This window comes from Bacillus sp. AR8-1 (assembly GCF_008042345.1).
Lineage (GTDB): Bacteria > Bacillota > Bacilli > Bacillales > Bacillaceae_G > Bacillus_A > Bacillus_A cereus.
Genome location: NZ_QNUB01000016.1, coordinates 236,016 through 257,110, shown reverse-complemented (window position 1 = coordinate 257,110; position 21,095 = coordinate 236,016). Strand labels below are relative to the sequence as shown.

The following is a 21,095-nucleotide window of genomic DNA, read 5'->3' as shown; positions in this document are numbered from 1 at the left end:
GATTTCATACGCTTTTTATTTCGCATTCGTTTGTATCATAATTAGACACATATCATCAATGTCGCATTATACCCAATTTAATCCTAGTGAACAAATTTATCAAAAAATACAATAAAAAGCGTATGAAATCCTGATTTCATACGCTTTTTATTTCGCATTCGTTTGTATCATAATTAGACACATATCATCTGATTGCGCTTTCTTTTGTTCTTCCTTGTAAAACCCTTCTATCTCGCCTTCTAAATCTCCCCATTTTCTTTCTGTAAAAGTACGTAATTTCTCTTCAGACTCAAATTCATCATTTGCAATTGCTTCAAGAACACCATCTGTAAACAATAATATTTGAGCGTTCTTCTCAAAAGGTATAACTGTCTTTTTAACTTTTATTTCATCAAAAAATCCTACGGCACAACTCCCGCGATCTAGTTCAACTACATTTGTTTCATCAACTAAAACATATCCAGAAGGATGCCCTGCATTTACATATTCAACTGTTCTATCTTCTGTATTAACAACTAAGTATATCGCCGTAAAATAATAAGGAATATTATCATTTTCATTATGTAAAAGGGTCATATATTTATTTAATTCTTTAATAACGAGTTCTGGATCAATTAAACATTTAATTGTTTCACGTAATACAGACGAAATAAACATACAAACTAATGAAGCAGATACACCATGTCCCATCACATCTAATAATATAATACCGTAGCGATTTTCATCGATTTTATACCAATAATACATATCTCCAGCTAGTTTAAATGAAGGTAAGTAACTTGCTTCAATTTTTATATGATCTTCTCTTAATGGGCTACTTAATAAGTTTCTTTGTACTTGCGTAGCTAAATCTAGTTCATTCCGAAGATTTTCTTCTTGTTCTTTATGCCAATTTAATTCTGATTTCAAGCGTAACGCTACACGCATACGTGCTAATAGTTCAACTTTATTTATAGGTTTCGTAATATAATCCATTGCCCCCATATCAAGAGCTTCGGCCAATTTATTTGCATCCTCTAAAGCTGTAACAAAAATAATAGGGATATCTTTAAACTTCTCCTCTTTTTGTAATCGCCTACAAACTTCAAGTCCATCAATTTCAGGCATCATAATATCTAATAGTATTAAATCAATTTCATTATGCCTGGAAGAATCTTTTCCAAACTGTATGTATTCGAAGAGCTCTTGTGCAGAATTGAGCGATACAAGATCATGATATCCGGCTTGTTTTAAAATCTTCTCAATTACAAATATGTTAACCGGATTATCATCAACAATTAAAATGGACACAAGTTATTTCCCCTTTTCTTATTTAAAATGTAAATCTATTATCATTTTCTATTTTTCTAGTATTACATACTCAGTTACAAAATGAAAATTTCTTACTCAAACATATTTATACAACAAAAGAACAAACCCCTAGAAATAGGAATTTGTTCTTTCACTCTATAAATGTCTACTTTTAATTTAACACCATTGCTTTATCATTTAAAAGACGATCTAATTCTTCCATATGATTAGTTTCATCTGCAATCATATCTTCTAGTTTTACAACTAACTCTGTCATATTTAATTTCGCTGCCTGTTCTTTTCTCGTTTCATAACGCTTAATTGTTTCATATTCTGATTGTCTAGCGGATTCTAACATTTCTCTAACATCTTCTACTTGTTTCACTGGTAAAGGGATCGTAGTAGGTGTACCACCTAGCGTCTTAATTTTCTCCGCTAAATATAGGGCATGTCCTTGTTCATCACTAATTTCAGATTCAAAGAAAGGTTTTAACACTTGTCTATATATACCAGAAACTGTAGCTGCATTATGGTTATACATAATAATTGCTGAGTATTCTCCTGCTAAATCTTCATTCAATCCTTCGATTAGTTCTTTCACATCGTGTGACATTTTTATATCTCCTCCTATACTTAATAACTACCCCTTTTCTCATGTTTTAAACATAATGATTTTAAATTTTTATGTATCTAAAAATGCTGCTTGCTTCAATTTACTTATCGCTTGTCTTTTAATACGAGAAACGTGCATTTGTGAAATACCTAACCGTTCCCCTGTATCTTTTTGATTTAAATTTTCTCCAAATATATAATGAATAACACTCTTTTCTGTGTCATTTAATACGTTGAAAATATCCTTTAAAACGAGACGCCTTTCTGTCTCTTCATATCCTTGCTCTACTTCACCTACAGATTCAATTCTCGCTACCGAACTACCATCAGATGCATTTTCAACTACATCATCTAAGGAAGATACTCGATAATTATTTTTCGCATCCATAATTTCTAGCACTTCCTCTTCGGATAGTCCTAAATGATCTGCAATCTCTATAATCTTCGGTGAACGCTGGAAACGATCTGTTAGCTCCTCTATCGCAAGTTTAATCTTCCCGCCTAAATCTTTAATTCGCCTTGGAACGTGAATACCCCAAGTTTTATCACGTAAATACTTCTTTATTTCCCCTACTATCGTAGGTATTGCAAAAGGCTCAAAAGCATTCCCTATCGAATAATCATACCTTCTTATTGCACCTAAGAGCCCTAACATACCTACTTGTATAATATCCTCATGCATCGGCCCGCCTTTTGAATAACGATATGCAATGGAATATACGAGATTTTTATAATGATCAACTAACCTTTCCTGCGCTTCATTACATTGGTTTTGTTGGAATTCTGCAATTAGCTTAATAACGTCTTCTTTAGTAAGAGTTGTAGGTTGAGATTGGATTTCCATCATTCTCCACCTGCTCTCTTTGTATATATTTTGTCATTAAAACTGTCATTCCCTCATCATGCATAATTTGTATATCATCCATTAACGTATTGATTAAATATAAACCTAAACCATTTTCCGGCAAATGTTCTACTGGTTTACTAATATCATACGGACCAACTTTCCTTTTTAAGCTATTAAAATCAAAGCTAACCCCATTATCCGCAACCATAATTTCTAATCGATCTTCATATAAGCCAAAGACAATTGTAATTTCTCCAACGTCTTCTTTGTATGCATGTTGTACAATGTTTGTACATGCTTCACTAATAGCAATTTTCATATCTTCTATATCGTCATAAGCAAAGCCCATTCGATTCGCAACACCAGCCATTGTTAAACGAATAATAGCCACATATTCTGCCTTTGCAGGAATTTTCATTTCTATCTTTTCAAATCTCTCCATCATCCCTAGTCACCTTCTTTCTACTTTTTCAAAATCGGAATTCAAATTTAATATTTCTGTTAACCCTGTAATATCGAATAATCTTTTTAATCTTTTAGATACACCGATAAACTCTAGTTTTCCATCATTTTTCTTAACTGCTTTTAATAGCGCTATAAAAACACCTAAACCAGTACTATCCATATAATCTACGTTATGAAAATCTACTACAATATGAACCTCTTTTTCGCTTGTAATAGGCATTACCTTATTTTTTAAATCTGATGCCGTATACGCATCAATCTCACCATTAAGTTGTACCGTATAACCTACATCATTTTGCAAAATATTTATTTCCAAATTCATCATTTCCGCCCCCTTATCTCAAACTTTTACTATTTAATTACCCATAAAAATTAGTTTTAAACATATTTTTTTATTTTCATTATAAATAAATTTTCTACACCTTTCTCGGCTTAACACTTAAAAAAATACTACCGAATGTTTAAACCTTATAAATTTGTGTATGTATAATGTATAAACATTATTTTTAGGGGGATCTATCTATGGAAGAGCACAACTTTAAAAAGGGAGATTTTGTTCAATTTTCTTATCGACACGATCATGCTACAACGTTAGTTGGTTCCATTATTAACATACTAACAAATACAATTGTAGTTGATATAGGTAATAGCGAGGACTTATCTCATATAGAACCGAGGCAGGTCGTAAGAATAAATAATTGTGAAAAAGTGACGATGGTTTAATACATAATAAAAAGTGTAATTTCAATGAGCGGGGGCCTTCATCCCCCGCTCATTCCTATGCAGATTACATTAAAAAAGCATCCAAATTAGTTCAATTGGATGCTTTTTTATGTATATTTATCAGTTCATTCACTTTATAGTTATATATAATAAACTTAAGATTACTATTCATTATCATACTTACGCTTTCCGCAGCATTCTAGAGAAGAATGTAACGATTAAAATAAAGACGATTGCACCTAATAACGCTGGAAGAACAAAAATGCCTCCCCATTCAGGACCCCAATGACCAAATAACGCACTACCTACCCAAGATCCAATTAAACCAGCAATCACATTACCAACTATACCTAAAGGAAAGTCTTTTCCCGTAATCATTCCGGCTAACGCACCAATAAGTCCACCTACAATACACGTAATAATAAGTCCCACAATTAAACCTCCTATATTGTTTTTATATTTGATTTATCAAGCTTTGGTATGTAACCAAAGCTTGATAAACATGTATCATTCTTTATTATCCAATCCATCACTTATCTTTTGTTTCACTTTTCCGACTTTTTCTTTTATAGTTCCCTTCGTCTTCTCCCACTTCCCTTCATTTTTCAACTCTCTATCTTCTGTAACTTCACCAATCCCTTCTTTTACTTGTCCTTTTTTCTTTTCAATTTTACCTGTAATTTGTTCTTTTAGCCCGCTCTCACTCATATTTCCCATCTCCTTTTCGTAATAGATTTATAGATGTAAAGGGTACAAAATTAAATAGAATACATGCATCTTCTTTCGTGTAACCATTCACCGACTCTTTCTAAATCCTTAACGAATAACAAGATTTTCCCTTCATCTAGCTTTTCTTCGTAGAAGTTTGCTTCTTCCTCATTAAGCCCTAACTCCTGCATCTTATTTCTTAACTGATCTCCCGTTTTTTGAAAGACGTTAATAATGCTTGTCCCAAGTCCTTCCTCTTTTATTCCAATCGTGTTCACGTCTGCATTATCTGCGATTCTATCTGTCCTCTCTTTCTCATGTGTTAACACGTAAATATCTTTTTGTTCTATTCCTTTCTTCACTAGATCATTTGCCGCATTCATGACCTCTTTCTCCGTAATAAATTCATATACAAAAGGTTTACTATACTTCGTTTCCATCTTTAACTTCCTCCTTTAAAATGAATTATTTGTTATATTATATGTAGTACACCTATTTTCGAAATGTTAAACATAAAATATGAAAAAAGTTATGTGAATTTTAATTTTAATAGAAAATGAACAACATCATTTACCACTTTAAAACATCTTCTCCTTACAATAACTACCTAAATTAACAGAAAATTGTTATAATTGATTTTGAGGAGGGATACTATGAAAAAAATCATATCTATATGCGCTCTAACCGCTCTATCTTTCACTTTAATAGGTTGTACAAGCACCTCGGCTACAGATAAAGCTTCACAAGTTAAGCAAGAACACACACAACATACCTTTCAATTAAACTCCGCAAATATTTCAGACATTGAAATACTAAAAACAACAAATCATACTACTTCCAAATCTCAAACAGATAACGAAGAAATGATAAAATCTATCGTTTCAGCAGTTCAAAATGGAACACCTAAAACAATCACTTTAGATCAAAAAAAGAGAGAATCTGCACATTCTACTATTACCGTTACATATAAAGATGACTCAAAAGAAGAATTTCTTGTATGGGTTGATAATAAGGAACAAATTACAATCGCTAAAAATGAGAAGAAAGATAAGGTAGAAGGTGTGATAGTGAATATTAAAGATGCTAAAATGATGAAGGATTTCTTTTAAAATTCTAGTTAACGTTAAAAAAAGAGTAGGATTACATCCTACTCTTTTTTTAATCATGCTCAATAAATAGATTTTTATAAAAGCTATTTAAGGTCTAATTTTGCTAAATCATGTTGTAAAACATTATTTCCTTCTTGTGGGTTAAATACGATTGCACTAAGACCAAAAACATTCGTAACAACATCTCTATCTTTCGGACGAATGATTCTTACTTCATAAGCAAAAAGTGCTGGAGGAAGAGCTGCTGAACGAAAAGTAACATATCGATTAGGTGGCAATGTTTGCGTTGAAGGGTCTATTAATGGTAACAATACCGGAGAACCAGATGACCAATCAAACATTTCAACAGTTACTCTACGAGTATCGTCGGGATCAACATTCATAGCATCCACAGTAAGAAATAACGTAGCGGAATGTCTACGTAATATACCCGTTGATAAAGTTTCATTATGATGTTCACAGCATTTTTTTGGAGGGTGACCATAGCCATAACTCATACCAATTCCCCCCTTTCATTTACAATTAAGGACAAGTATTCCTTATAATATATAATGCTAGTATTCTTTTATTGAAAGGTATAAAAGCGGATTTCTATCTATATTTTTGGATATTTTGTTTTTTATTTATTCGCTCTTAAAGAATAAAGTGAAACTTTAAATCAGCCCTCGCCAATAGAGGTCTTACTCCCCGACAAATAGCGGGATAAATCTATTTTGAAAAGGACCTGCTCCATTCATTCGTAAAAGCATAAAGTAAATGGAATCCGTTAAAACACATGAGTGACCCCTTGGTTTTCCCTTCCTATTAAAAGGAGGAACTGTTATGGGCTTTGGTGGTAGTTGTGGTGGCTGTGGCTTCGCTGGAGGATTTGCTTTGTTAGTTGTATTGTTTATTTTATTAATCATCGTTGGAGCTGCTTGCTTCTGCTAAAAAACTATCGGAAAAGACACTTTTATATGAGTGTCTTTTCTTCATAAAAAATACGCAATGTGCAGTTTAAGTGTAAGATGTAGTATTACATCCCCCTCCAAAATGAACTTCGATACTATAAATTTCGTTTAGGTGCAATCTTAAAATTTTAGTTTAATAGCAATATGGTGAAACTCTATTCCATATAATATTGCTATTGCAGAAAAGTAAAACAAACTGGACAACCTAGATTTCAAACTGTAAGATTAGATGTTGGTGAAATTGGGCAGCAAAGCATATATAGAAAATAGGTGTTAATTTTGAAAATCAATAAAAAATTCGAACCAATAATTTTTAATATCTTTATGATTTTAGGTATATCTAGTATTATCTCTTTCGTCATGGTTTCAATGAATGTTGGATATACAGCTTTATTTCTCAAATCATGGATGAAAACATGGGGAATTGCTTTCGTACTTGCATTTTTAGCTTCTAAATTATTACCCTTTGTAGTTAAAAAGATAATGAAAATCTTCACTTTTGTTGAGAATGATGCTTAAGAATAAAGTGATGTACTACTCCGGTTCATTCCAATTAAAAGAGTTTATTATCACAAAAACTTAACCTAGTAAAATGTTTCAAATCGAAGGAAGGCATCTTACAGGTTGTCTTTTCTTTATAAGTAAAAAAAGCCCACCTATTTCCGTAGGCGGGCTTTATCTTTATTACACAATACGAAAGTATACTCTCTTTTTCACTGAAATTTTATGTAATTATACATATTCATGAACATACATGTCTTGATGGACTTTATCTATATACTCATGGCAGTAATCCATTGAAAATGTATCTTCTTGAAAGCAAAACTTTCTTTTAGAAAAAAAAAGACACCCTAAAGTTCATTCCTCCGACTTGAACCTCTTTAATTTTAATAATATGTATTGGACTCTTATCTAAAAAATAATCTAATGTATTCCAATAAGAGAAAGATAATGATAAAATAAAAGTGCAACAAGATGTTGCTTAGTTTTTAAATTTTATGGGAATAACACAAAAGCTAGGTTTGGTCGCCAAGTTTTTTCATTCCTATCGGTCATGAAATACCCCGGTTGGTCGCTGGGGTATTTCTTTTTTATTAACGTATATATAGGTCTATTATGGACAAAATAAAATATAATCTTAGTAGAAGATAGAACACTGACATCTTTGCCGCTTCTAAATCACTTTGGTCTTGTGCGAAGAAAGTATGGTCAGTACTTTCAGCTCAGTGTTCGATCTACTTTAGTTTTTGAGTTGAGTGTTGCTAATCATAGCAGCACTTTTTTACATTCCAATTTGTTCTTTGATGAATTGAATTATATGTTTTACAAACTGGCTTTGCGTGAAGAAGTAATGAATATTTCTCAGTACTGTCGTCCACGATGCTAGATTACTTACGAAAGACTGGGATTCTGTCTTTTTGGTCGCCTTTTTTTTACGTTTTTTCATTCCTGTCCCTCCCTTCATAAGGGAAGGGCAAAGATGGCACATTTTATATTTTAAAGAGTTATATAGAAGAGGACAAGCTATTCATTAGCAAAATAAAGAAAAGACACCCTAAGGTGCCTTCCTCCGACTTGAACCACTTTAATTTTAATAATATGTATTAGACTCCTATCCAACTATTATTTTACTATGTTAAGTTATTTTTGTTTATTGAGAAATACAATAATTTATTTATGTTGGTCGTCTGTATGGTCCATGCAGCGATTAACAAGAGGACAATAGCAGTGATGACACCTAAAAGTCATTGCTTGAGCCGATGGCTAGAAACATAAGCATTACTGTGTATTTATGAAATCTCATTATAAGCAACCTCCTAGTGGAACTACACATTGGTAGAAAAATATATATACTTCTACTTGATAAGTTCTTATTTTAATCATATATAAAAGGAAATGAAACCGGCTATAACAATCAATGGAAGGATTACTGCGAGTTTATTTTTTAGAGGGACACGCTTGTCTGGGACGCCGGGGATGGATAACAAAAGCTAGTAAAACAATTACTCCAATAATACCTAAAAGTGTATGAATGATGATCATCCTCCTAAGTAATATTATTATTAAAATTATATCACATTCAAATGTTTATAAAGTAAACATTTTACAATATAACCCAGATGTTGCATTTTTAAATTCAAAAAAGCCCCTCAAAGCATCAGCTTTAAGAGACCCCATCCTATCATCTTCTCTCTTCATACAATCGATTTGCTTTATACGAGCAAACGAAATACATACATGTCACAACGGGGATAAATGTCAAAAAAAGTCCTCTCATTAATGCAAATGGCGTTTCAAATAAGAATGACCATAGAAATGATACACCTTGCTTATCCCATAATCCTGGCGTCAAGTATAGTTCTTTCGGATTTACAAAGGCTCCTAAATTCATTGTATTACTATACATAAATAAAAATAATATCGGCAAATAACAGATCGCTAATTCTAAAAATGTTTTAGATAGACGCTTATACTTCCCTGCTCGTGACATTGGATCTGAAAAAATGTCATCTTCACTTTCTTCATCTACCTTTTTAAAATATTGCGTACCTGACCACCTATTACCAGCTATATGCTCCCAGCCACTATCTTCAAATAATGTGCAGTAATTAATAAAATCACTTTTTCTACTAAATACTCTATGGTCTATTTTAATCGTCGCATCTTCCGGTTCTGTATATCTAAATGTATAACCAAATGTATTGCTTTCTAGTTGATAGCCTTTCCAAGCCATCTCCTCTAACCATTTTTCCTCTTTCTCAAAGTCTAAAAAGAATTTCAATCTCCACATCATCGTTTCCCCCTAACTATACGTGTAATAAACTTTTTGTAACCGCAATAATGTGCTGCATTCTCATAAAGTCTAAATGCAATACTTCTTTCCCGCGTTCCGTAATGACATACACTTTTCTTCGTTTATCTTCGCTTTTTACCGATTCTATTAACCCTTGTTTTAATAAATTTTCAACCGCACCATACAATGTACCCGCTGCGATTTTCACTTGATGATTACTCAGTTCCTCCACCTTTTGCATAATTAAATATCCATGAGCTGGCTCTAACAAAGCTAAAAGAACGTAATACGTTGTTTCCGTTAATGGTAAATTTTTATCTCTATTCATAAAGACCTCCAATGTAACGATAAGTATATAGCTAAACTATATAGTTCAACTGAATAGTTTCATTTTATACAGTCAGACTGTATATGTCAAATGTAGGAATAACTTTATAACCCAAAACAAAAACGCTACCTTTTTAAAAGATAGCGTTTTTGTTTTATCCTTGCTTATTCTTCGCCTTCATTTGCTCTTCATAAACAAACTTCGCGGTCATAAAGTCGTTAGAAAAATCTTTCAATGCATTCTTCATTACATTTAATTCTTCTTGTGATTTAATTTCAATACTGTTTAAGAAATCAAATGCTTTTGATTGTTCCTCCGCAACAAAGTTTTGTGTCATATAGTCATCTTGGAAGTCTTGCTTCGCCTTTTCTTTTACTTTATTCATTGCATCTGTTTTGTTTATGCTTTTCATAGGGTTTTCGAATGCTCCAGTAGGTTGTTCCGGTTTTGGCTCTTCTTTCTTTTCCGGCTGTTGCGCTGGTGCTGGTTGTTGTGGTTCTTGCTTTGGTTGTTCTTGTTGAACCGGCTGCTGCGCTACTTGTTGCTCTTTTTTCGCTAACTCATCTTTTAACTTCTTCACTTGCTCATCAAGAGATTTTTTTTCAGTTTCTAACACACTCATATCACTTTTCAACTTTTGCGTCTCTTCAAAATGTTCATCTACTAATTTATTATATTCTTTCTCAGAGTACATTTTTTCACTGGTTGATGTCGTTTTCTCTTTCGTAACAACTACATTAATAATTATAAATAAGGCTACAATTCCTATTAACGCAGCGAAAATCTTCTTTTTATTCATGATTAATCCTCCAAAATGTAAAATTTCAAAAATTATCATAACAGACCAATTCGTTTTCACCTGTCATATTTTGTCGAATCAATATAATAAAAAAAAGCATCTGAAACAGATGCTTTTTTCTCATTCTTAATACGTAAACGTAATCGTCACTAAAGAATACCCTTCTTTCGCATTGTAAGGCTCCGCTTTATAAGAAACTCGATTTGCCCCTTGCGGATAATCGATTTCGCCAATTGCCTTTTTCACATCTTGCAGTGCACCATTCATTGATTGCTTGTACAGCACTTCAATTTTCTCTGGTTTTGCACTATAACGCTGCTGCATTTTATTTTTTAATTCGGTATAGTTGTTTACGATATATTCATTTCCTAAATAGTTTAACTTTGTATCTTTTAATATTTGCTGATATGCAGGCGTTTTCGTACTACCTGCCGCAATTTTGTTTGTCAGTGTACTATAATAATTTGTTGTAGCTTGCGGATAGTCTCCGCGGTTCCACTCATGATTTCTTGCGATTTGTTCATCTGATAAATTGAAATACGAATACGTTACGCGGCCCTGTTCATCTGGAACCGGATCATCGAATGTTGTATCCAGGTGATACCATTTGTTTTCGATTTTCACTAAATTCCAAGCATGAGGTTGTCCGTCCCCAGTTCCTGTCACGAAATGATTTTCAATTCCTGCTTCTTTTAATAATTGATAAGTTAATAGTGCGTAACCTTGGCAAACCGCAGAACGATTTACAAGTGCTTCATATGCTGTGTAAGCTTTATAAGACGTATCATAAGAAACATGTTTTACTACGTAATCATGAATCGCCTTCACTTTTTCGTGATCATCCATTCCAACTTGAGTAATAGAAGAAACGATTGCTTTCGCTTGTTTCATGACATATTCCGTCTGTTCTTTCGTTTCACGATATGTAATCTTAAGCGTAAATGTATAATTTCCAGGTGATCCAGAAAGTCCATATGAAACATTCGATCTATTATTATTTGTATACTCATTTTTACTTGCAACTTCTTTATATGCGTTAAAAAGTGTATTCATCACTTCGTTTGTATTATTGTTTTTCGTTTTATATGGAAGTGTAATATTTGTCTCGTATGTATTAATACGCTTTTGTACTTCCCCTTTAAACGCTGTTAATAATGCCGCATCTCCTGTGTCTTTCACATCAGCATTTTTATACTTCAAAGTTTTATATAAAAACTGCGCATACTGTTCACGTGTTACTGTGCCATACGGTTCAAAATTCCCGTTCCCTGTGCCATCTGCGATTCCATTTGACTGCACCGCACTAATTGCGTTTTCTGCCCAAAATGGATTTGGAACATCCTTAAAGGTATGTTTTTGTTTTGCCGCAAGATGGAAAGCATTTGTAAGAATTTGTGCCATTTCCGCACGACTCACAGAAGCTTTCGGTCTAAATTGACCATTTTCATCACCTTTAAAAACTCCTAAATTCGTTAAAGTTAATACCTCTTCTGGGAACATTGTAGAACTTTGATTAATATCACCGTAAGGATTTTTAAACGTAGATCCATCCTTTAATACGTAACGAGTTCCATCATTACTAAACGAACCGCCTTGTTTATTCGGTACTAACACTCGATAAATTAAAGCCGCAACTTGCTCCCTTGTCGCAACATCTCCAAAACCAAATATCCCATTTCCATAACCGGAAATAATATTTTTACTCGCTAAATCTTTAATCGCAGGATATGACCAATGTGATGTCGGCACATCAGAAAAAACACCCACTTCAGCAGCTTTTACATCGCTACCATTTGTATATAACAACGCACCACCAATAAGTGATAATGATGTAATTGATTTTAATAGTTTTGTATACATAATGTCTTCTCCCAATACATTCTCTATTTTTGTTGGTTTATGTCGAAAAATCTAAAAATATGACAAAATATATTATACAATTAAAAGTTTTTGATGGATATATTGAATTTTAAAATATGCAAAAATTCATATTGTTATAAGGATTCATAGTAATATTATGTTATTTTACTTGCGAATATATAAATAAAAAAACGCTCATTTGAGCGTTTCATCTATATACCTAATAATTACTTTTTCTTCACTTAGAACTCTTCTTCGGTAATAATCCTTTGATATAACAACTCTTTATACTTCAATATTTCATCAGCCCCACGGCTCTCCATGCGTATATTGTATAACACTTGTTGTATTGACCTCTGATTGGTCCGTTGAAACATTTACTCCATTTAATAGTATGACCGTAATTATTAATCCAATTGAACTGCTGATGATCCTTTTCATTTTAAAGCCCCTTTCTGAAAACCTTTTTCTTTTTCTTTTTCTTTATATCCTAAATAGAAGTATTCACTAGATTTTATTGAATTTCCTTCTTCATGATATTTAACCGCTAATTTTTCAGCATATTCCTGGACATATTGCCATAAACCTACTTCATTAAAGAAATAAATTCCTTTAGAAATGGCTAACTCTAATTCTTCAGCAGAAACATTCTCATTCATTTCTTTTAGAATTGTAAAATGATGTTCATATTCTTTTTGTTCCAGTTCATTACAAATTATTAATCCTTTTTCAATTAAGGACGCTGCAAGCTTTGTCTTTCCTAACTTTAAATTCTCTCTAGCTTCCAAAAAAATCGCTCTAAAGTGATTCGGAATTTTTTGTGATATTTCTGATAAGTAACGAAGTGCTAAATCAGATAGGTTTTGCTCTGCATACATAACCCCTAAACTATGTCGAACTCGTAACATTAGCTCCTCTTCATTCTGCTTTTTCAAAATATCCAGAGACGACATGAAATAAACTTCTGCTTGTTCAAATTCATTTAGCTTTACACATGCTAAACCCAGAACATTGTCACATGCTGCCACCTTCCTGCTATACCCGTACAACCCTTCAAATGTATTCCTTGCTCTAGTTGCATATTGAATTACTAAAATAGGCTGGCAAACGTGATAATAATAGCTTGATAGCTTAAAGTTAAATTCTGCTTTTTCGATTGGATCCTGAATATTTCCCAACAAAGATTCTGCTATTCCATAATGCTTTTCAGCCACTTTAAAATCACCGTTTACTGTAGCATGAGAAGCCTTAAAGAAATGGTAATAATATAATAAAGATTCATCTGATGGAGCTTCATCTAACTTCATTTTTCTTAGATCATTCTTAGATATGTCAGATTGATGGGGATAAAACTCTGCACTTAACATTTTAAATCTAAAATCTACAAGTGAATAAAACTCTGTATTCTTTCGATCTTCTTCCATACTATTAACTTTTGTATCAATACTTTGTTTTAATTCCTTTGCCTTAGAGAAATTCTGTGAACGAATTTCTCTATACCACTCATGTAAAAGTAAATTGATTTCTTCCTTTTTTATTACATGTACACTCATATAGCCCCTTCTCCTTTGTCTATAGATTACTAACATAATAACAAAAATCTTCCAGTAAAACTTTTAATTTTCTGAATATTGTTGTTTCAAAAAAATTTCTCAATACAATCCCACCATTTTATCCCTTTAAACTATAACTTGTTCTGTTCCTTATTCGTTTCTATATAAAAATAACACATCATTATTAATAGTGATGACACATGAAAGTCTATCCTTTCATAAGAAAGCCTCTTTTCTTTTGTACATTATATCCATTAGGACTCATTTATTTTTTACGAAACCCACCCTTTTGCTTCCGCCGGCGACGAGGAGTGGGGTTTTTGTTATCTTTTTCTAAAATTTGTTTCCTAAAAACATACGCAGAAATTTTACGTACAATGGTTTTCACAAATACTTTTAGAAGTTCAAACAAAACTCCATTAGAGATAGTTTTATAAAATTTTTCACCACTAGCCGTAAAAATATCTTATAATCTCTATATAACAAATTAATGTATTAGGGGTAGATAAAATGCCAGTTACACTCGAACTTATTCTTTTCATTCTTATAGCAATTAGTGCTGTTGGCTATTTAATAAAAGAATTTCAAAAAACTAGGAAACGAACACTTGGAATTTCACTAGAATTTTTAGTTCTTTTCTGGTCAATATGGAGAATATCAACTATTATAATCTAATTTATAAAACATAAATTCCTTCGAATGAAGTGAAACTCTAATCAGCGGGAGTTTTATGGGATAAATTTACCAGTATTTTTACCACAACATTCATGTTAAAATCCCTTGTGAGTACGACATAACTCGACCTTATGAAGCTCCGCAGCTTTTATCGCGGAGCTTTTTTTATTAAAATTAACGCTTTTGTTCACTTTTTTGATACATTTACGAAACATTCATATGTTACGTTATATAAGTCCTTTTTTAAATCTTATTCATTCTAGCAAAAAGTCCTAGTCCCCCTAGGGCTTTTTTGCATTCAAACAATGAGTTGTATTTTTTCTCAATAACCGAAACTACTTAACATGGTAAAATAATAATCGGACTGGCATTCAATACCATATTACAATGGATCAAATCGCAAAAAGGCACCTTAGGGTGTCTTTTTTATAGAGAATCAGTTTAAAAACTAAAAATAAAAGAACCTCAATAAATGAGGTTCAAAAAATCTACTATTTTAAATTACCTTCGTAAAAAGCAACTCCATTTTGAACATGTTTTAAGTACCACGTAATCGTCCCGCCACAAACATTTTCATTAAAGCTATTAGCATATACTCCATTTGAGTAATAAAGAGTTCTTTTGAATTTACCATTAGAATACTCATAAGGAATTGAGCATGTTGCTTGCTTCGGAGAGCTCACAGCTTTTTGCGTATCAGCTGAAGCTGCACCAATTCCCCCTGTTAATGCAATACCTGTTGCTACTGCTCCTACTACTAATTTCCTGAACATAATAAATCCCCCTTTAATAGTTTTTATAGCTTACAACTTAAATGTATCACTTTTGTAATTTATGTAAATATCTTGAATATGTAGAAATATTTATTTAATTATTGGTAATATTAGGATTTCATTTTATCAAATGGATAATAGAGGGATTAGAAAAGCATGTAAAAATACAGATAAGTTTATATTAAATGAATGTGGTTCAAGTCGGCGAAAGGAACTTTTGGTGTCTTTTTTTGTACATAAAAAAATCTCACCATCTTATAGAAACGATAAGCCCTTTAAAACAATAATTGCAACTATATTAATTTTACATTACATTAAGGTTAGAGAATATCATACTAATAAAGTGTTAAATAGTAGGTGGGGAAAATGGAATTTAACGATTTGGGTATTACCATTAAAGAACTTAGAATTAAAAAAAATATATCACAATCCGACTTATGTCACGGAATATGTTCACAAAGTCAAATTAGTAAGATCGAAAAAGGTGTGATTTATCCATCTAGCATATTGTTATATCAATTATCAGAAAGACTTGGTATTAATCCAAATAATATATTTGCACTAACTCAAAACAAAAAATTAAAATATATAGAAAATGTAAAATTTGTAATAAAAGATTGCTTAAAACAAAAACAATATAAAGAACTTTATGAAATAGTAAAAAAAGAGAAAAACTTAAATAATTTTCAAACAAAAGAAGAGAAACAATTTCTAATATGGCATGAAGCAATTGCTATATTTATGGTGGATAAATCATTAAAAACTGCTTTAGATTTTTTAAATAATGCATTAAAACTGACTTTAACTAATTCTGATTTTTTATCAGAAAGAGAAATAGATATTATGCAAACAATGGCTATATTTTATGCGGAAAATAAAGAATATGAAAAAAGTATTAATATATTAAAAAGATGTTTAAGTAATTTTAATAAGTTAGATTTTCCTAGAGATAAAGAAATTAAGTTGAAAATCATGTTAAATTTAGCAAAATCTTTGGACTTCACATATCAACATGAAGAGGCAATAAAATACATTGATAAGGGCATCAAATTAGCAATTAATCTAAATACGTTATACCTATTAGGTGAACTATTCTATTTAAAAGGTCAGTTGTTATTAAAAATTAAACAACATAATGTAGAAGATGTTATTTATAACTGGAAAAAAGCATTATTTATATTTGAACTAACAGAAAAAGAATATTATACAAAAATGCTACCAGATGAACTTATTGAATTACAAAATAAAAAACACTCATAATTTCGTAAAAACTACTTACAAATCCCACAGAAAAAATCCCTATAGCTTTTAAACTTAGAACGATAATATTAAAATAATTTAAGTCGGCAGAAGGCACCTTTTGGTGTCTTTTCTTTATTTTTACAAGGACCTGCTCAATTAATTCTTAAAAACATAATAGGAAACATTGTTTTATTTATCCCATTTTCATTCATGCTATATATAAAATTCGTTAATAAATCCACCTCAAACATACCTATATGCATAGGAGTATGTTTGAGGTGGAACTCCTTCAAATACTAGTTCCTTTTATAAGCCGTTTTTTTGATGTAGATGACATTATTCTCAATACAATAGAATGAATTATTGGAACATATTTAGCAATATATATCAAAAAACAATATTAAGAAACCCCCTCCACCTTAAGGTAGAAGGGATCTTTTAATTTCTATTTCAAACTACCTAAAATTTCCGTAAAGATAACCCCAAGCGTATGTGCACCTGCATCTGGATATCCTAAACTTCTTTCACCAACTACCGCTCCTCTGCCGAATGATCTTTCAACGATAGATTATATGCCTTGAAGTGCTACTTGCAACATTCAATTCAGATATACGACAGTAAAGAATACATCATCACGGTGTCAGCAAGCAAAAGTGTATTCTGCATTTCTGAAAACAGTAGATGGCAGATTATGACCTACTGAATCTGCTAAGAAAGAATATACAAGAACATCCTTAACATCCTCTTTATTTCCACTAATAATGACATCAAGAAAATCTTCTATTTGGAATTCTGGAGTAAATAACACAATCTTAGTTGTTCTGTTTGGTTCTAAAGAAACAAAAGTACGAGAGATTTCAACTAATTCATTTTGAGTTGGGAAAAAAGTGTTTCGACTTCTCTTAACAGTTACCGTCACATTACTAGTATGGCAACGCGAATCATTGTTTAGCATAATGTTGAGAGCAGTTGGAATAATCCCATTTTCAGAGACTGGAACTCGGAACACTCCAGTAGATTTATGGGCCATATAATCACATCCTTTCAAAATAAAATATATTTACAATATATTAGATGCAAAAAACGTTCATTTTGATATGGACAAATTACATGATTAATATATCTATAATAACCCTCGGTATTACTAAGCCAATGTTTTAAAAGATTAACAAATATCGCGAGAACCAATCGAATGTATATTAAAAGTAAAAAGAATAAGTTGTCTAAAAGACCCCCTATTTTGAGCCAATAATGAGACATTATGTTAATCTTATATGTATAGCTGCACAAAATTGAGAAACTTAAGGAGACAGATAAATTTTATGAGAAAATTATCTATATTACTTACTTTCATTCTAGTATTAGTCAGTGTTACGGCTGCTTGCACACAAGATAAAACAGATAGTGCCGTTGAAAATGGTCCAATAGAAGAACCAACCGCAAAAAATGAAAATGAAGAATTAATAAATTTTGAAGAAAAAGAAGAGATGAGCCGCTTGGAACAAGGCATTTTATTAGTTGGCGAGAGTGTTAAGGGAGGCTATTACTTGGCCGCTGTTCAAAGTGCATATTTAAATGCTAGCAACGATTCCGTCATTGTTAATGTCTCTGTAAAAAATGTACGAGGTCAAACGATTGGACTATCAGAATTAAAATATAACTTAAAAGATGAAAAAGACGGAAAGATCTATAAAGGAAAGGTGCTTGATCAAAACCCTTCTGATATACAAGTTAAACCAAATGAAACGGTAGAATTGAAAATAGCTTTTGAAGTACCACATACCGTAGATGAATATATGTTTTATATTGAAAGCTCTTTAGACCCTCTACAAACATACTGGAAAATTGATAAGCTACAATCACAAACAAACTAAGTCTAAAATAAGCAAAAAGCAATGAAAAATTTGATATAGATACAAATGAATACTATATAAACGTAAGACCATCGATTTAATGAATCGTTGGTCTTTTTCAAAAAATGCCCCATTAAAAACTAAGAGATAAAAAAGAACTAATCTCTAGAAGAGATTAGCTCAATATATCCAAAGCTATTATGGTACATAGTTTTATGAGCAAACGTTATATAATGTTGTATGGGATACATAACCTGTCATCCCTTTATATGTAACTTTTAACCACTGTTTAGAATTACTGTAATGACCTTGAACATATTCACCAGTTACCCATGTTCCAGTAATTTTCGTACCATCATTAAATGTATGTAAGACAGGTGAATTGACAGTATAACCACTGCGCATCTTTGCACCATATACACCTACCGTACCTCCCTTTGCACAAGCTGCTACTACTGTTTCATTTTCAGTAGCATTCGTAGCCGCGAAAGCAGAGCCGTTAAATGTAAATAAAGTAAATATAAAAGCTGTTAGTACTGTACAAATAGATAAACGACGTAACAAAATAAATTCCCCCTTTTTTTATAATTTACTTCTTCACAAATGATTATCTTAAATATTCTAACTATTTTCAATATATTAATGTTGAGAAATATTAGTTGTATTTTTGAAATAAGATTTTATCAAAAATAGTAACAAACTCATATTTTACAGGGAGAGCACCGAAAGAAGCCTTCTACATATCAACTATATAAAAGTCCCTCCACCTTAAGGCAGAGGGACTTGCTAATTCCTATTTCAAACTACCCGCAATCTCCGTAAAGATAACTCCAAGCGCATGTGCACCTGCATCAGGGTATCCTAAACTTCTTTCGCCAACTGTACCAGCGCGATCCTTTAAGCAGCTACTGGCGAAAAGGTTTTTTTTAGTGTGGGATGAAGTTGGTATTTTTAAATTTAATGATACTGAACAAATTACTGATATGTGGTACATATGTGAAGAAATCAAATTGGCCATGGAAATAGGCTTTAGACTAGACAAATAAAAGTTGATTGATATTGTTAAAAAACAAAAAAACTCTAACTAATTCGTCATGGCGATTTAGTTAGAGTTTTTTTGTTTGAAGTATTCACGAGTATCTACCCTTATCTTTTCAGGTAAAACAATATCAAGTTCTTTATCTAACCATGCAAGAGTCTTTTTACGAAGAAACTCACGCATGTGTTCTTCCGCTTCAAGCATTACTAAGTTAATTGTACAAGAAGAATTGCTAGGTTCACAAGAATTACAAACCTCATCTCGATATAGTACACCATTCTGTACAATATTTTTACATTGAAAAATAGGTTTTGGGCCTTCGACAGCTTCTATTACATCCCAAAAAGAAATATCTTCTGGAGACTTAGCTAACCTATATCCTCCCTTTACACCTGGGACAGAATTCACAATGTCAGCTTTAGATAATTTACCGAAAACTTTTGAAAGGAATGTTTCAGAAAGTCCTTGAAACTCTGCCAAATCCTTTATTCCAACACTTTCCTTGGAAGGAGCATTGATTAAATAAACTAGGCAATGCAAGGCATATTCAACCCCAACACTATATTGCATATACAAATCACCTGCTTTTTATTTTAAGGGTTATCAAATTGTATCTTAGGACCATTTAGAATTTTAGTCAAATAAAAAAAGGCTCTTTTAGAATAGTATGTATTTCATTGACAAAAATAATTTCGGAGTTTATATTAAAGACAACATTAATCGTCGATTAATGTTGTCGACGATTAAAACATAAAAACTTTTAAAAAGGGGAAATACAAATGAACAAAACACTTATCATAAACGCACATCCAAAAGTGGATGATACATCATCGGTCAGCATTAAAGTTCTTAACCACTTTTTAGTATCTTATAAAGAATTAATTCCTAATAATGAAACGATTGAACAGATTAATTTATACGATGATGTAGTACCAATGATAGATAAAACTGTTTTAAGCGCATGGGAAAAGCAAGGAAATGGACAGCAGTTAACTGATGAAGAACAAAAAGTAACAGAGCGTATGTCCGAAATTTTACAACAATTCAAAAGTGCAAATACGTATGTAATCGTATTACCTTTGCACAACTTTAATATTCCATCAAAGTTAAAAGATTACATGGACAATATCATGATTGCACGTGAAACATTTAAATATACTGAAACTGGATCAGTGGGATTACTTAAAGATGGAAGAAGAATGCTTGTTATACAAGCAAGTGGAGGAATCTATACAAATGATGATTGGTATACAGAAGTGGAATACTCTCATAAATATTTAAAAGCAATGTTTAATTTCCTTGGTATTGAAGATTATCAAATTGTTCGTGCACAAGGAACAGCAGTACTAGATCCAAATGAAGTATTACAAAATGCATATAAAGAAGTTGAAGAAGCTGCTTCTAGATTGGCTAACAAATAAATTTTTTCACTGGAAGAATGATAGTTATAAATAAAGAACCCCTCCACCACAAGG

The 21,095-nt window shown here is 31.9% G+C and carries 29 protein-coding genes and 1 pseudogene; 8 read left to right on the top strand and 22 right to left on the bottom strand.

Features of this window, described 5'->3' with window-relative positions; genetic code table 11:
* Window positions 1-147 precede the first annotated feature (147 nt).
* The 5 genes from DN400_RS10765 to rsbV all read right to left on the bottom strand — a co-directional run bounded on the left by DN400_RS10765 (window position 148) and on the right by rsbV (window position 3,539).
* Window positions 148-1,290 carry a fused response regulator/phosphatase gene (locus tag DN400_RS10765; RefSeq protein WP_029442048.1) on the bottom strand — a complete coding sequence of 381 codons (1,143 nt, stop codon included), beginning with the start codon at window positions 1,288-1,290 and terminating at the stop codon, window positions 148-150.
* A gap of 172 nt (window positions 1,291-1,462) precedes the next feature.
* Window positions 1,463-1,903: a ferritin-like domain-containing protein gene (locus tag DN400_RS10760; RefSeq protein ID WP_000017755.1), complete on the bottom strand. Its 441-nt coding sequence runs from the start codon at window positions 1,901-1,903 to the stop codon at window positions 1,463-1,465.
* 69 nt (window positions 1,904-1,972) lie between these two features.
* Window positions 1,973-2,749, bottom strand: coding sequence for an RNA polymerase sigma factor SigB (gene sigB, locus DN400_RS10755; protein WP_098536531.1), 777 nt, complete (start codon window positions 2,747-2,749; stop codon window positions 1,973-1,975).
* Window positions 2,712-3,194, bottom strand: coding sequence for an anti-sigma B factor RsbW (gene rsbW / locus DN400_RS10750; RefSeq protein WP_000970583.1), 483 nt, complete (start codon window positions 3,192-3,194; stop codon window positions 2,712-2,714). The genes sigB and rsbW overlap by 38 nt, the downstream gene beginning before the upstream one ends.
* Window positions 3,195-3,200: 6 nt before the next feature.
* Entirely contained in the window at window positions 3,201-3,539 is a 339-nt protein-coding gene (gene rsbV / locus DN400_RS10745; protein ID WP_002106052.1) for an anti sigma b factor antagonist RsbV, read from the bottom strand.
* 197 nt (window positions 3,540-3,736) lie between these two features.
* On the opposite strand from rsbV, the gene DN400_RS10740 reads away from it, so the two are divergent.
* Window positions 3,737-3,937: a hypothetical protein gene (locus DN400_RS10740; RefSeq protein WP_029442044.1), complete on the top strand. Its 201-nt coding sequence runs from the start codon at window positions 3,737-3,739 to the stop codon at window positions 3,935-3,937.
* Between the two features lie 180 nt (window positions 3,938-4,117).
* Here DN400_RS10740 and DN400_RS10735 read toward each other — a convergent pair whose 3' ends face one another.
* The 3 genes from DN400_RS10735 to DN400_RS10725 form a co-directional block, all read right to left on the bottom strand.
* Window positions 4,118-4,369, bottom strand: a complete 252-nt coding sequence (locus DN400_RS10735; protein WP_000522903.1) for a GlsB/YeaQ/YmgE family stress response membrane protein — start codon at window positions 4,367-4,369, stop codon at window positions 4,118-4,120.
* Window positions 4,370-4,444: 75 nt separating this feature from the next.
* A complete protein-coding gene (locus tag DN400_RS10730) occupies window positions 4,445-4,645 on the bottom strand; it encodes a CsbD family protein (protein ID WP_065228399.1) in 201 nt (66 codons plus the stop codon).
* A 50-nt stretch (window positions 4,646-4,695) separates the two neighbouring features.
* On the bottom strand, window positions 4,696-5,085 hold the full coding sequence (locus DN400_RS10725) for a YflT domain-containing protein (protein ID WP_016125605.1): 390 nt from the start codon (window positions 5,083-5,085) through the stop codon (window positions 4,696-4,698).
* A gap of 213 nt (window positions 5,086-5,298) precedes the next feature.
* On the opposite strand from DN400_RS10725, the gene DN400_RS10720 reads away from it, so the two are divergent.
* A complete protein-coding gene (locus DN400_RS10720) occupies window positions 5,299-5,754 on the top strand; it encodes a hypothetical protein (RefSeq protein WP_053565104.1) in 456 nt (151 codons plus the stop codon).
* Between the two features lie 83 nt (window positions 5,755-5,837).
* Here DN400_RS10720 and DN400_RS10715 read toward each other — a convergent pair whose 3' ends face one another.
* Window positions 5,838-6,251: a hypothetical protein gene (locus tag DN400_RS10715; protein WP_000120208.1), complete on the bottom strand. Its 414-nt coding sequence runs from the start codon at window positions 6,249-6,251 to the stop codon at window positions 5,838-5,840.
* Window positions 6,252-6,576: 325 nt separating this feature from the next.
* On the opposite strand from DN400_RS10715, the gene DN400_RS10710 reads away from it, so the two are divergent.
* Both DN400_RS10710 and DN400_RS10705 read left to right on the top strand, forming a co-directional pair.
* Window positions 6,577-6,684, top strand: a complete 108-nt coding sequence (locus tag DN400_RS10710; protein ID WP_000505670.1) for a YjcZ family sporulation protein — start codon at window positions 6,577-6,579, stop codon at window positions 6,682-6,684.
* Window positions 6,685-6,983: 299 nt separating this feature from the next.
* On the top strand, window positions 6,984-7,223 hold the full coding sequence (locus DN400_RS10705) for a DUF2798 domain-containing protein (RefSeq protein ID WP_000700210.1): 240 nt from the start codon (window positions 6,984-6,986) through the stop codon (window positions 7,221-7,223).
* Window positions 7,224-7,986: 763 nt separating this feature from the next.
* On the opposite strand, the gene DN400_RS29395 is transcribed toward DN400_RS10705, so the two are convergent.
* From DN400_RS29395 to DN400_RS10675, 7 genes are all read right to left on the bottom strand, one after another.
* Complete coding sequence (locus DN400_RS29395) at window positions 7,987-8,151, bottom strand: hypothetical protein (RefSeq protein WP_000746319.1); 165 nt, start codon at window positions 8,149-8,151, stop codon at window positions 7,987-7,989.
* 735 nt (window positions 8,152-8,886) lie between these two features.
* Window positions 8,887-9,498 (bottom strand): DUF2812 domain-containing protein, encoded by a 612-nt coding sequence (locus tag DN400_RS10700; protein ID WP_002083001.1) that lies wholly within the window; start codon window positions 9,496-9,498, stop codon window positions 8,887-8,889.
* A 13-nt stretch (window positions 9,499-9,511) separates the two neighbouring features.
* Window positions 9,512-9,826 (bottom strand): PadR family transcriptional regulator, encoded by a 315-nt coding sequence (locus DN400_RS10695; RefSeq protein ID WP_001078063.1) that lies wholly within the window; start codon window positions 9,824-9,826, stop codon window positions 9,512-9,514.
* A gap of 154 nt (window positions 9,827-9,980) precedes the next feature.
* Window positions 9,981-10,625, bottom strand: a complete 645-nt coding sequence (locus tag DN400_RS10690; RefSeq protein WP_063675046.1) for a hypothetical protein — start codon at window positions 10,623-10,625, stop codon at window positions 9,981-9,983.
* 126 nt (window positions 10,626-10,751) lie between these two features.
* On the bottom strand, window positions 10,752-12,485 hold the full coding sequence (locus tag DN400_RS10685; RefSeq protein ID WP_000288187.1) for an S-layer homology domain-containing protein: 1,734 nt from the start codon (window positions 12,483-12,485) through the stop codon (window positions 10,752-10,754).
* Window positions 12,486-12,788: 303 nt separating this feature from the next.
* A complete protein-coding gene (locus tag DN400_RS10680) occupies window positions 12,789-12,926 on the bottom strand; it encodes a Phr family secreted Rap phosphatase inhibitor (RefSeq protein ID WP_000821342.1) in 138 nt (45 codons plus the stop codon).
* Window positions 12,923-14,038 carry a response regulator aspartate phosphatase gene (locus tag DN400_RS10675; RefSeq protein WP_147801676.1) on the bottom strand — a complete coding sequence of 372 codons (1,116 nt, stop codon included), beginning with the start codon at window positions 14,036-14,038 and terminating at the stop codon, window positions 12,923-12,925. The genes DN400_RS10680 and DN400_RS10675 overlap by 4 nt, the downstream gene beginning before the upstream one ends.
* A 510-nt stretch (window positions 14,039-14,548) precedes the next feature.
* Here DN400_RS10675 and DN400_RS29390 point away from each other — a divergent pair.
* The gene (locus DN400_RS29390) at window positions 14,549-14,713 is read left to right on the top strand and encodes a hypothetical protein (protein WP_001145511.1); all 165 of its coding nucleotides are present in this window, start codon (window positions 14,549-14,551) and stop codon (window positions 14,711-14,713) included.
* 491 nt (window positions 14,714-15,204) lie between these two features.
* On the opposite strand, the gene DN400_RS10670 is transcribed toward DN400_RS29390, so the two are convergent.
* Window positions 15,205-15,486, bottom strand: a complete 282-nt coding sequence (locus DN400_RS10670) for an LCI fold-containing protein (protein ID WP_000488870.1) — start codon at window positions 15,484-15,486, stop codon at window positions 15,205-15,207.
* A 366-nt stretch (window positions 15,487-15,852) separates the two neighbouring features.
* On the opposite strand from DN400_RS10670, the gene DN400_RS10665 reads away from it, so the two are divergent.
* Window positions 15,853-16,746, top strand: a complete 894-nt coding sequence (locus DN400_RS10665) for a helix-turn-helix domain-containing protein (RefSeq protein ID WP_000395459.1) — start codon at window positions 15,853-15,855, stop codon at window positions 16,744-16,746.
* A gap of 427 nt (window positions 16,747-17,173) precedes the next feature.
* On the opposite strand, the gene DN400_RS10655 is transcribed toward DN400_RS10665, so the two are convergent.
* Entirely contained in the window at window positions 17,174-17,293 is a 120-nt protein-coding gene (locus DN400_RS10655; protein ID WP_071713771.1) for a DAK2 domain-containing protein, read from the bottom strand.
* A gap of 75 nt (window positions 17,294-17,368) precedes the next feature.
* Entirely contained in the window at window positions 17,369-17,758 is a 390-nt protein-coding gene (locus tag DN400_RS10650; RefSeq protein ID WP_000940659.1) for a hypothetical protein, read from the bottom strand.
* Window positions 17,759-18,050: 292 nt separating this feature from the next.
* Here DN400_RS10650 and DN400_RS10645 point away from each other — a divergent pair, with 292 nt between their 5' ends.
* Window positions 18,051-18,602 carry a DUF4352 domain-containing protein gene (locus DN400_RS10645; RefSeq protein WP_001228903.1) on the top strand — a complete coding sequence of 184 codons (552 nt, stop codon included), beginning with the start codon at window positions 18,051-18,053 and terminating at the stop codon, window positions 18,600-18,602.
* Window positions 18,603-18,794: 192 nt separating this feature from the next.
* On the opposite strand, the gene DN400_RS10640 is transcribed toward DN400_RS10645, so the two are convergent.
* The 3 genes and pseudogenes from DN400_RS10640 to DN400_RS10630 form a co-directional block, all read right to left on the bottom strand.
* Complete coding sequence (locus DN400_RS10640; protein ID WP_000946192.1) at window positions 18,795-19,145, bottom strand: SH3 domain-containing protein; 351 nt, start codon at window positions 19,143-19,145, stop codon at window positions 18,795-18,797.
* Between the two features lie 229 nt (window positions 19,146-19,374).
* Window positions 19,375-19,473 (bottom strand): annotated as a pseudogene (locus DN400_RS30280) (DAK2 domain-containing protein); the annotation flags it as partial.
* 210 nt (window positions 19,474-19,683) lie between these two features.
* Entirely contained in the window at window positions 19,684-20,190 is a 507-nt protein-coding gene (locus DN400_RS10630; protein WP_001200331.1) for an RrF2 family transcriptional regulator, read from the bottom strand.
* Window positions 20,191-20,399: 209 nt separating this feature from the next.
* On the opposite strand from DN400_RS10630, the gene DN400_RS10625 reads away from it, so the two are divergent.
* Window positions 20,400-21,041, top strand: coding sequence for an FMN-dependent NADH-azoreductase (locus DN400_RS10625; RefSeq protein ID WP_065228397.1), 642 nt, complete (start codon window positions 20,400-20,402; stop codon window positions 21,039-21,041).
* Window positions 21,042-21,095 lie beyond the last annotated feature (54 nt).

What these genes read in the sequence shown, in the direction of transcription:
- DN400_RS10760 (WP_000017755.1), bottom strand. Translation starts at nt 1,903, where the DNA reads ATGTCACACGATGTGAAAGAACTAATCGAAGGATTGAATGAAGATTTA.
- sigB (WP_098536531.1), bottom strand. Translation starts at nt 2,749, where the DNA reads ATGATGGAAATCCAATCTCAACCTACAACTCTTACTAAAGAAGACGTT.
- rsbW (WP_000970583.1), bottom strand. Translation starts at nt 3,194, where the DNA reads ATGATGGAGAGATTTGAAAAGATAGAAATGAAAATTCCTGCAAAGGCA.
- rsbV (WP_002106052.1), bottom strand. Translation starts at nt 3,539, where the DNA reads ATGATGAATTTGGAAATAAATATTTTGCAAAATGATGTAGGTTATACG.
- DN400_RS10740 (WP_029442044.1), top strand. Translation starts at nt 3,737, where the DNA reads ATGGAAGAGCACAACTTTAAAAAGGGAGATTTTGTTCAATTTTCTTAT.
- DN400_RS10730 (WP_065228399.1), bottom strand. Translation starts at nt 4,645, where the DNA reads ATGAGTGAGAGCGGGCTAAAAGAACAAATTACAGGTAAAATTGAAAAG.
- DN400_RS10725 (WP_016125605.1), bottom strand. Translation starts at nt 5,085, where the DNA reads ATGGAAACGAAGTATAGTAAACCTTTTGTATATGAATTTATTACGGAG.
- DN400_RS10720 (WP_053565104.1), top strand. Translation starts at nt 5,299, where the DNA reads ATGAAAAAAATCATATCTATATGCGCTCTAACCGCTCTATCTTTCACT.
- DN400_RS10715 (WP_000120208.1), bottom strand. Translation starts at nt 6,251, where the DNA reads ATGAGTTATGGCTATGGTCACCCTCCAAAAAAATGCTGTGAACATCAT.
- DN400_RS10710 (WP_000505670.1), top strand. Translation starts at nt 6,577, where the DNA reads ATGGGCTTTGGTGGTAGTTGTGGTGGCTGTGGCTTCGCTGGAGGATTT.
- DN400_RS29395 (WP_000746319.1), bottom strand. Translation starts at nt 8,151, where the DNA reads ATGAAAAAACGTAAAAAAAAGGCGACCAAAAAGACAGAATCCCAGTCT.
- DN400_RS10700 (WP_002083001.1), bottom strand. Translation starts at nt 9,498, where the DNA reads ATGATGTGGAGATTGAAATTCTTTTTAGACTTTGAGAAAGAGGAAAAA.
- DN400_RS10695 (WP_001078063.1), bottom strand. Translation starts at nt 9,826, where the DNA reads ATGAATAGAGATAAAAATTTACCATTAACGGAAACAACGTATTACGTT.
- DN400_RS10690 (WP_063675046.1), bottom strand. Translation starts at nt 10,625, where the DNA reads ATGAATAAAAAGAAGATTTTCGCTGCGTTAATAGGAATTGTAGCCTTA.
- DN400_RS10685 (WP_000288187.1), bottom strand. Translation starts at nt 12,485, where the DNA reads ATGTATACAAAACTATTAAAATCAATTACATCATTATCACTTATTGGT.
- DN400_RS10680 (WP_000821342.1), bottom strand. Translation starts at nt 12,926, where the DNA reads ATGAAAAGGATCATCAGCAGTTCAATTGGATTAATAATTACGGTCATA.
- DN400_RS10675 (WP_147801676.1), bottom strand. Translation starts at nt 14,038, where the DNA reads ATGAGTGTACATGTAATAAAAAAGGAAGAAATCAATTTACTTTTACAT.
- DN400_RS29390 (WP_001145511.1), top strand. Translation starts at nt 14,549, where the DNA reads ATGCCAGTTACACTCGAACTTATTCTTTTCATTCTTATAGCAATTAGT.
- DN400_RS10670 (WP_000488870.1), bottom strand. Translation starts at nt 15,486, where the DNA reads ATGTTCAGGAAATTAGTAGTAGGAGCAGTAGCAACAGGTATTGCATTA.
- DN400_RS10665 (WP_000395459.1), top strand. Translation starts at nt 15,853, where the DNA reads ATGGAATTTAACGATTTGGGTATTACCATTAAAGAACTTAGAATTAAA.
- DN400_RS10650 (WP_000940659.1), bottom strand. Translation starts at nt 17,758, where the DNA reads ATGGCCCATAAATCTACTGGAGTGTTCCGAGTTCCAGTCTCTGAAAAT.
- DN400_RS10645 (WP_001228903.1), top strand. Translation starts at nt 18,051, where the DNA reads ATGAGAAAATTATCTATATTACTTACTTTCATTCTAGTATTAGTCAGT.
- DN400_RS10630 (WP_001200331.1), bottom strand. Translation starts at nt 20,190, where the DNA reads ATGCAATATAGTGTTGGGGTTGAATATGCCTTGCATTGCCTAGTTTAT.
- DN400_RS10625 (WP_065228397.1), top strand. Translation starts at nt 20,400, where the DNA reads ATGAACAAAACACTTATCATAAACGCACATCCAAAAGTGGATGATACA.